Here is a 7881-nt window from a genome sequence, read left to right as displayed (position 1 = left end):
GCTGCCGTACGCCCGCGTCTGCGCGCGGTTCCACGGTCGCCCGCTGCCCGTCCCGCGGCGGCTGACCGTGCCGCCGCTGCGCCGCTGGGCGGCGTCGGGGCCGCTGCCGCGGGCGCTGCGGGACGCGGCGGCGGCGAGCCTCGCGCGCGGCGCGCAGCTGTTCGCGTTCGTGCCGCGCGTCGACGCGGTGCCCGGCGTCGTGCAGCGGTTCCGCGACGCCTTCCCTGACATCGCGGTCGACGGCACGTCGTCTCGCGACGAAGCGCGGGCCGAGAAGGTGAGCGCGTTCCGGGACCGGACGCTGCGCGTCATCGTGACGACGACGATTCTCGAGCGGGGGGTGACGGTGCCGAAGACGGACGTGTTCGTGCTAGACGCGGACTGCGCCTTGTTCGACGACGCGTCGCTCGTGCAGATGGCGGGACGGGCCGGCCGGAAGGCAGAAGATCCCGGCGGCTTCGTCTGGTTTTGCTCCGCGGATTGGACGGCGGCGCAGAAAGCGGCGATCCGGGACGTTCGCGCGATGAACAGCGAAGCGAGAAGGAAGGGGTATCTCCTGGATGACGATGGGGATGCTTGAGCGATGGACGCGGTGGCTCGCCGCCGCGGAATCGGGGTTGCGGCTTTCGGAGGAAGGCTGCCTCTGGTGCGGGTCGACGCGGGCGCGGAACGGCGTGGCCGGCGGGGGCGGCGCTCGCGCGCCGGGGCTCTGTCCGGACTGCGCCGCCCGGGTGCCGTGGATCGACCGCGTCCGGTGCGAGACGTGCGGCCGCGCGGAAGTCTGTCCCGACTGCCCGAGGCGGGCGGTCTCTTACCTCGTCGCGAACCGGAGCGCGGTGGCGTACTCGCCGTTCATGAAGGATTTGCTGGCACGGTACAAGTATAGAGGGTCTGAGAAACTTTCGCCGCTGATCGGCGAAATGGCTTGCTACGCATATAAGCAATTATCGGCCCTATGGCCCTCCAAGGAACGCTGCAGCCTGCTGACCTTCGTGCCACTTAGCGAACGGCGGCTCGAGGAGCGCGGGTTTAACCAAGCGGAGGTCATGGCGCGGTTCGTCGGACGCCGCTTCCGCGTTCCGGTGGCGCCGCTGCTCGTGCGCACGCGCCATACGGAGAAGCAAAGCTACAAGTCGCGCCGCGAGCGCCTCGAAAGCTTGGAGCGGGCGTTCGCGCTGCGCCCCGACGCGGAGGCGTCGCTGCGACGCTATGCCGCGGGCGGTCCGGTACGCCTGGTCATCGTCGACGACGTGTACACGACCGGCAGCACGCTGCAGCACTGCGCTTGGACGATCGCGGAATCGGAGGAAGACAACGCTTTGCACTCGTTACGCATCTATGGGCTGACGTGGGCGCGGTAGTCAAACCTCCCTCTTTGAAAAGTCGTCAATATACAAAATTGTGGAGATGCAGTACAATCTGTGTATATTAATCACTCAGCAATGGTTCGATCGGAGGAATTATTTATGACGTTAAATGTGACCAATTGCCCGAAATGCGGTCGCTTGATGCAAAGAGGCGTTCGCGCCGTCTGCCCGAATTGCCATAAGGAGATCGAAATTCAGTACGAGAAGTGTTTGAAATATTTGCGGGAAAACCGCAAGTGCACGTTAGGCGAGCTGAGCGAAGCGACCGGCGTGTCAACGGCGCAAATTACGAAATTTATCCGCGAAGGCCGCATCTCGATCGCTGAGCTTGTTAACATGTCGTACGAATGCGAAGTGTGCGGAGCGTCAATCCGCGAAGGGAAAATGTGCGAAAGCTGCCGCAATCGATTGGTGAAGGATGTCAAGGGGATGCAAGAAGACGAACTTCGCCGGGCGCAGCAGCAAGAGAACAGAGGCGCAGGTTTCCTGAAGGACAGGAAGTAAATTTTCGAAATCGCTAAAATAAAACCAGAAGGGAACCGATACATGTAATAATGGATCGGTTCTTCTTGTTTTCCGGATATTTCATTCGTCAACGGGAACAACATAAGAGTGAATCCGATCGTAGTTCGCGAGAAACAGGCGGTGATCCACGATGAAAATTAACGAATCGGGCAGATTGTCATCCATCCAAGCATACCGCGCGGGGCTGCAGGCAAAGGATGCAAAGGCGGCGGCCGGCAAAGGCGCGCAGAAGGACAACGTGGTTATATCGGCGGAAGCGATGGAGATGCTCGAAGCGCAGCGCATCGGTGGGTCCGAGCGGGCGGAGCGACTCGAAGCGTTGAAGCATTCGGTGCAGACCGGCTCGTATCATGTAAGCACAGAGCGATTAGCGGAAAAATTGCTTCCTTATTTGAAATAGATCGAGAAACTAGGTGAAATTATGCCGGTACAGCGGTTGCTCGCGGCCTTAACCAGACAAAGCGAGATTCATGAAGCACTGTTTGAATTGGCGGGTAAGAAGCGCATGGCGCTCGTCCGGGACGACGTCAACGAGGTATCGGCGTTATCGGGGAAAGAAGCGAAACTCATTCGCGCAATTCAAGAATGTTTGTCCGAACAGAGCGCCGCGACGAACGAGTTTTTTCGCGATAAAGGATACCAGCCGACCAGGGCGATTAACGTGACGGAGCTGTCGAGAATGATTACCGATCCGGCGTTGAAGGCGCAACTCCTTTCGGCACGTGACAAGTTGGCGTCCATCGTAGCGAAATTGAAGCAAGCGAACGAATTGAATCAACAACTGATAGAGCAGTCGCTTGCCTTCATTAATTACACAATCGACTTAGTTGTAGGTCCGGACGACGAGCCTACGTATCATAATCCCGCACAGCAGCGGGACAAGCTAGGGCAACATCGCGCAGGGTATTTCGACTCGCGCGCATAGGGAAGGGGTTATGCAGCATGCGATCCACATTCGGCGGATTGGAAATTTCGAAGCGCTCGTTGTTCGCACATCAAGCCGCGTTGACGACGACGGGGCATAACGTCGCGAATGCTAATACGAAAGGGTACTCCAGACAAATCGTCAATTTGGTCGCTTCCCGTCCGATCGAGGCGCCCGGGTATATGCGTAGTTCGGCTCCGGGCCAACTGGGGCAAGGGGTCGAGTACAAATCCATTAGTCGAATCCGGGAGCAATTCCTTGACGACCAATTCCGCAACGAGAATAAAGCGCTCGGCAGCTGGAGCATACGCCAAGATACGCTGGAGAAGATTGAAGCGATCATTAACGAACCCTCCGAGACCGGCATTCGCACCGTTATCGATAAATTTTGGAAGGCATGGTCCGACTTCAGCAAAGATCCGGAGAACATAGACGGTCGGAAAATCGTGCGCGAAAGCGCGATGACGCTAGCGGACGGCTTCAACGACGTCAGCCGCCGATTGACCGATTTGAGCGCCGACTTGACGGAAAACATCCAAGTTAAGGCGAACCAGATTAACACGATAACTCAGGCGGTCGCGAAGCTGAATTCGGAAATCCAGCGCGTAGAAGGACTCGGAGACAATGCGAACGATCTGAGGGATCAACGTGACTTGTTGGTCGATGATTTGTCCAAAATTGTGAATATCGACGTCATCGAGACCGAAACCGGCTATGACATATTGATGGGTGGCATATCGCTGGTTGCCGGGCATACCTTTACTGACGTCGATAGCGGCATCCTCGAGTCGGCGTTGGCGTCCGGCGATCTTACTGCCGGCGAGGTGCACGGCATGCTCTTGTCCCGCGACCAATTCGTAACATCCTATTTGAAAGAATTGGACATCATGGCAAACACGATCGCCAACGGCAAAGTGACGATAACGATCCCGGCCGGTTCGGTGCTGCCGGATAATACGACGATCGGCGGGGTGACCTATACCGGCGCGGCTCGGACGCTGACGTCCGATCTCACCGTCGAAGTCGATGGATTAAACGGACTTCATCAATTGGGGTACAACTTCGAAAATACCGACGGAGCGCCCGTTTTTTTCACCAGCAAAGACGGCGGACCGATTACGGCAGCGAATATGCAGCTCAATGTCGACATTCAAAACAACGCAAACTTAATTGCGAGCTCCCTACGTACTTCCGGTACTCCGGAATCCGTCGTTCGAGGCAACAATACGGCGGCGCTCCTCTTGTCCCAATTGAGAGATTCGAAATACACCTTCGATCTCGGCGGCGGCACAACGACGAGCAATACGGTGGATGATTACTTCCGCTCGGTCATCGGCCAGCTGGGGATCCAAGCTAACGAAGCCAATCGGCAAACGACCAATCAGCAGATGCTCGTGGAGCAGGTTGATGCTCGGCGGCTGTCCGTGAGCGGCGTCTCGCTCGACGAGGAGATGACGAACATGATTAAATTCCAACATGCTTATAACGCCGCAGCGAGGGCGATGACCACCTTCGACGAAATGCTCGATAAGGTAATTAACAGCATGGGGGTCGTCGGACGTTAAGGAATTGATTCTATTAAGGAGTTGAACCCATGTCCTTACGCGTAACGCAAGGTATGATGAACGCTCAGTTCCTTCGCAATATCAGCAATAATATCGAGAAGATGAACAACCTTCAAAACCAACTTTCGACGGGACGCAAGATTAACAAGCCGTCCGACGATCCCGTTGGAATCACCTTCTCTATGCGATATCGAAGCGAGCTCTCGGCGAACGATCAATTTCAGCGCAACGTCGACTCTGCACTGTCTAATCTTGATTATGTCGACACGATGCTGGGACAAGCTGGAAGTGTGTTGCAGCGCGTGAGGGAATTGGCAGTGAAGGGCGCGAGCGCCACGAATCCCGACACTGCGATGGAATCCATCCGGATCGAAGTCGACGAAATGTATAAACAGTTGGTTGACATCGGGAACAGCAAGTTTAATGGCAAATACGTGTTCAACGGGCAACTCACTAACGAGAAGCCGTATCCGGATACAGGGGCTTCCGGCGTGGATACCGACTCGGGTGACTTGATTTACGAACTGGGCCCTGGTTTGAAGATGCCCACCAACATTACCGGACAGGAAGCGTTCGGGGCCAGTACCGATGCCGATAACGTGTTCCGCCTGATTGAGCAGTTGTCTGCCGATTTAGCCAATAATGACCATGACGCCGTTAGCGGAGCGATCGATCAGATTGATGCTCGCATGAACAAGCTCCTGGAGGCGCGGTCTGAGGTTGGCGCTCGCGTGAACCGGATCGAGCTCGTTCAAGGGCGTTTGAACGATATCGGCATCAATCTGGAAAACCTGCAATCCAAGACGGAAGACGCCGATATGACTGAAGTTATAACGAAGCTGAAGATGGGCGAGAACGTCTACCAGGCGGCTTTATCCACAGGCGCGAAGCTGATTCAACCGAGCCTCGTCGATTTCTTGCGTTAAGGGGCGGTGACGTTCCATGATTACGTTCCCGCAAATCCAAATTCAGCAGCAATACGCAAAGATCGGCATCGACGCGGACCATGCCGTCGTCGAGCAGCGCCAGCCGAAGCCAACCTATGAGATGAAATATGTGAAACCCGTACTGCACATGGAGCAGCCGCTCGGAGATCTGTCGGTCGACCAGACGAAAGCTTGGGGCGCTTACGGGCGGGACGGGGCCTTGGCGTCTTCAAATCGGATTTATGATCAGTTGCAAGGCGTTTATCTGCAAAACTTGGCCCGCAAGGTAGAGCAAGGCAATCGACTCGCCGACATTCCGGCGGCGACGAGCGCTATTGCGGAGAACGCGAAGGAGCTGTTTTTGACGTTTCCGGAGTTAAATTATCACGGGGCAGCCTCTTACGACAATGTGGACATTCGTTATACGCCCCGAATGCCCGTCATAGAGGCGACCGACGGCCGCGTCGAGGTGAACGTGCGCGTCAATCCGCCGGAATTAACGTTCCATCGAGGGAAGCTGGATATTTATATAATGAAGCATGCGAGCGTCGAGATTACGCCGCCGTTGATCGATATGAGGCTATAGAGTTTATAACTGGGAATCATCGCAAACTATAGACGACCTATAGTTTCTTTTTTTCTATTTTTGAACGTAGAGGAGAGGTGCGCCAGTGAAGATAGAGACATTGCACTACGGCGAAGTGGACGTCGACGAACGGTACGTGATCGATTTCGAAGCGGGGATCCCCGGTTTTCCGGAGCTCCGCCGGTTTGCGTTGGTCGAGCCCGAAGCGGGAAGTCTGTTCTGGTTCATGCAGTCGGTCGAGGACGCGGCCGTGTCGTTCCTCATCGTGAACCCGTTCGTCTTCTATCCGTCATACGAATTCGAACTGGACGAATCGAATAAACGGGAGCTTGAACTGAACGATCCTTCGGAGTTGCTCCTTTATTGCATTGTATCCACGCACGGGAGCGTGCAGCATTCGACGATAAACCTGCTCGCGCCGGTCGTCATCAACAGTTCCAATCGCAGGGGGAAGCAGATCATCCTCCATGACTCGCCGTATCAACCGAGGCACCCGTTGTTTCAACCGCAGCCGACGCCCGCCCGGAAAGAGGAGGTGTAACGATGCTTGTGCTTAGCCGGAAGAAGGGCGATTCGATCATGATCGGCGACAATGTCGAGATTACGGTTATTGACGTCATCGGCGACCAAATCCGCATCGGCATCAACGCGCCGAAGGACGTGCGGATTTATCGCAAAGAGGTGTTTCTCAGTATTCAAGAGGCGAATCGGGAGGCAGCAGGAAGTAAGTTAAACATGATTGATTTAATAAACGCAAGGAAAATCGATAAATAAGAAGGAAATCAATAAATAAGTGCCGATTCCCCTGATCATACGGGGGAAATCGGCCTTTTTCGTTCAAATTTGCTCGAAAATAAAACTATTAATTCTATATTGAAAATACGATATATATAGTAGTTGTTGCTGGAATAGGGCGGCCGACCTACAAAGCAACATCAATAATTCCACACGGATGTGGAATCCACTTTCAAGGAGGAAGAAACGAATGAGAATTAACCACAACATCGCCGCGCTCAACACGCATCGCCAGTTGAGCGGCAACAACGGAGCGGTCGGCAAGTCTCTCGAGAAATTGTCTTCCGGTCTGCGCATCAACCGCGCAGGCGACGATGCTGCAGGTCTCGCGATTTCTGAGAAGATGCGTGGCCAGATCCGCGGCTTGGACCAAGCACAGCGGAACGCGCAAGACGGCATCTCCCTTATTCAGACGGCGGAAGGCGCATTGACGGAAACGCACAGCATCCTTCAGCGGATGCGGGAACTCGCAGTGCAGTCCTCCAACGATACGAATACGAATGCCGACCGTCAAGAGCTTCAAAAAGAAGTAGATCAATTGATCAAGGAACTCGACCGGATCGGCAACACGACCGAGTTCAACACGAAGAAGTTGTTGAACGGCGACCTTAGCGGCGTGAATGTCAGCGATTTGACGATCGATATTAATGAACAATCCGCCACAATCGTCACCGCGGCCTCGGCATCGTCGGTAACGGACAACTCGTTCAACGTGAAAATTACGGGCATTGCGAGCGCGGGCGGCGGATCGTTCAGCGTTCTCATCACTGACAAGAGCGGTGCAACAGCGACTGCTGTCATATCTCAAGGCGCGACTAATGCGATTCATATCAATGGCACGAGCGTAACGCTGACGATTGCGTCTCTCGGCACAGGTGCAGCGACCATGAGTGAATATGTCGGCGAAGAATTTACGATCACGACGCGTGCAGCCAATAACGACTTGGACGACGATTCTCTCACGTTCCAAATTGGGTCGAACTCTTCGCAAATCATGAACGTGAACGTCGAAGATATGCGCTCTGCCGCATTAAATGTAGACGATATCGATGTCACGACGAAAGGGAGCGCGGAGGCATCGATCGCGGCGATCCAAGCGGCACTCGACGACGTATCGACGCAGCGTTCGAAGCTCGGCGCATACCAGAACCGACTCGAGCACTCGATCAACAACCTCGGCGCATCGTCCGAG

At 55.3% G+C, this 7881-nt stretch carries 11 protein-coding genes; all 11 read left to right on the top strand.

Going from position 1 to position 7881, the window contains the following annotated elements; translation table 11 throughout:
- The coding region (locus tag VEZ38_RS08680) for a helicase-related protein (RefSeq protein ID WP_324892952.1) at positions 1-580 on the top strand (580 nt) is incomplete at its 5' end.
- Positions 561-1361 (top strand): ComF family protein, encoded by an 801-nt coding sequence (locus VEZ38_RS08675; protein WP_324892951.1) that lies wholly within the window; start codon positions 561-563, stop codon positions 1359-1361. The genes VEZ38_RS08680 and VEZ38_RS08675, both read left to right, overlap by 20 nt.
- A gap of 105 nt (positions 1362-1466) precedes the next feature.
- Entirely contained in the window at positions 1467-1871 is a 405-nt protein-coding gene (locus VEZ38_RS08670) for a flagellar protein (protein WP_324892950.1), read from the top strand.
- 151 nt (positions 1872-2022) lie between these two features.
- Entirely contained in the window at positions 2023-2292 is a 270-nt protein-coding gene (flgM, locus tag VEZ38_RS08665) for a flagellar biosynthesis anti-sigma factor FlgM (RefSeq protein WP_324892949.1), read from the top strand.
- Between the two features lie 21 nt (positions 2293-2313).
- The gene (locus VEZ38_RS08660; protein WP_324892948.1) at positions 2314-2817 is read left to right on the top strand and encodes a flagellar protein FlgN; all 504 of its coding nucleotides are present in this window, start codon (positions 2314-2316) and stop codon (positions 2815-2817) included.
- A 17-nt stretch (positions 2818-2834) separates the two neighbouring features.
- Positions 2835-4382: a flagellar hook-associated protein FlgK gene (gene flgK / locus VEZ38_RS08655; RefSeq protein ID WP_324892947.1), complete on the top strand. Its 1548-nt coding sequence runs from the start codon at positions 2835-2837 to the stop codon at positions 4380-4382.
- Between the two features lie 29 nt (positions 4383-4411).
- Complete coding sequence (gene flgL, locus VEZ38_RS08650; protein ID WP_324892946.1) at positions 4412-5308, top strand: flagellar hook-associated protein FlgL; 897 nt, start codon at positions 4412-4414, stop codon at positions 5306-5308.
- Positions 5309-5324: 16 nt separating this feature from the next.
- Entirely contained in the window at positions 5325-5894 is a 570-nt protein-coding gene (locus tag VEZ38_RS08645; RefSeq protein WP_324892945.1) for a DUF6470 family protein, read from the top strand.
- An 85-nt stretch (positions 5895-5979) separates the two neighbouring features.
- Complete coding sequence (fliW, locus tag VEZ38_RS08640; protein ID WP_324892944.1) at positions 5980-6435, top strand: flagellar assembly protein FliW; 456 nt, start codon at positions 5980-5982, stop codon at positions 6433-6435.
- A gap of 2 nt (positions 6436-6437) precedes the next feature.
- Positions 6438-6668, top strand: a complete 231-nt coding sequence (gene csrA / locus VEZ38_RS08635) for a carbon storage regulator CsrA (RefSeq protein ID WP_324892943.1) — start codon at positions 6438-6440, stop codon at positions 6666-6668.
- Positions 6669-6879: 211 nt separating this feature from the next.
- Positions 6880-7881: flagellin (locus VEZ38_RS08630; RefSeq protein WP_324892942.1), on the top strand; the 1002-nt coding region annotated here is incomplete at its 3' end.

The sequence above is a fragment of the Paenibacillus sp. genome (assembly GCF_035645235.1).
GTDB lineage: Bacteria > Bacillota > Bacilli > Paenibacillales > YIM-B00363 > Paenibacillus_AE.
Note: the sequence above shows the minus strand (reverse complement) of the source record. Positions and strands in the feature narration are given on the sequence as shown.

What these genes read in the sequence shown, in the direction of transcription:
- VEZ38_RS08675 (WP_324892951.1), top strand. Translation starts at nt 561, where the DNA reads ATGACGATGGGGATGCTTGAGCGATGGACGCGGTGGCTCGCCGCCGCG.
- VEZ38_RS08670 (WP_324892950.1), top strand. Translation starts at nt 1,467, where the DNA reads ATGACGTTAAATGTGACCAATTGCCCGAAATGCGGTCGCTTGATGCAA.
- flgM (WP_324892949.1), top strand. Translation starts at nt 2,023, where the DNA reads ATGAAAATTAACGAATCGGGCAGATTGTCATCCATCCAAGCATACCGC.
- VEZ38_RS08660 (WP_324892948.1), top strand. Translation starts at nt 2,314, where the DNA reads ATGCCGGTACAGCGGTTGCTCGCGGCCTTAACCAGACAAAGCGAGATT.
- flgK (WP_324892947.1), top strand. Translation starts at nt 2,835, where the DNA reads ATGCGATCCACATTCGGCGGATTGGAAATTTCGAAGCGCTCGTTGTTC.
- flgL (WP_324892946.1), top strand. Translation starts at nt 4,412, where the DNA reads ATGTCCTTACGCGTAACGCAAGGTATGATGAACGCTCAGTTCCTTCGC.
- VEZ38_RS08645 (WP_324892945.1), top strand. Translation starts at nt 5,325, where the DNA reads ATGATTACGTTCCCGCAAATCCAAATTCAGCAGCAATACGCAAAGATC.
- csrA (WP_324892943.1), top strand. Translation starts at nt 6,438, where the DNA reads ATGCTTGTGCTTAGCCGGAAGAAGGGCGATTCGATCATGATCGGCGAC.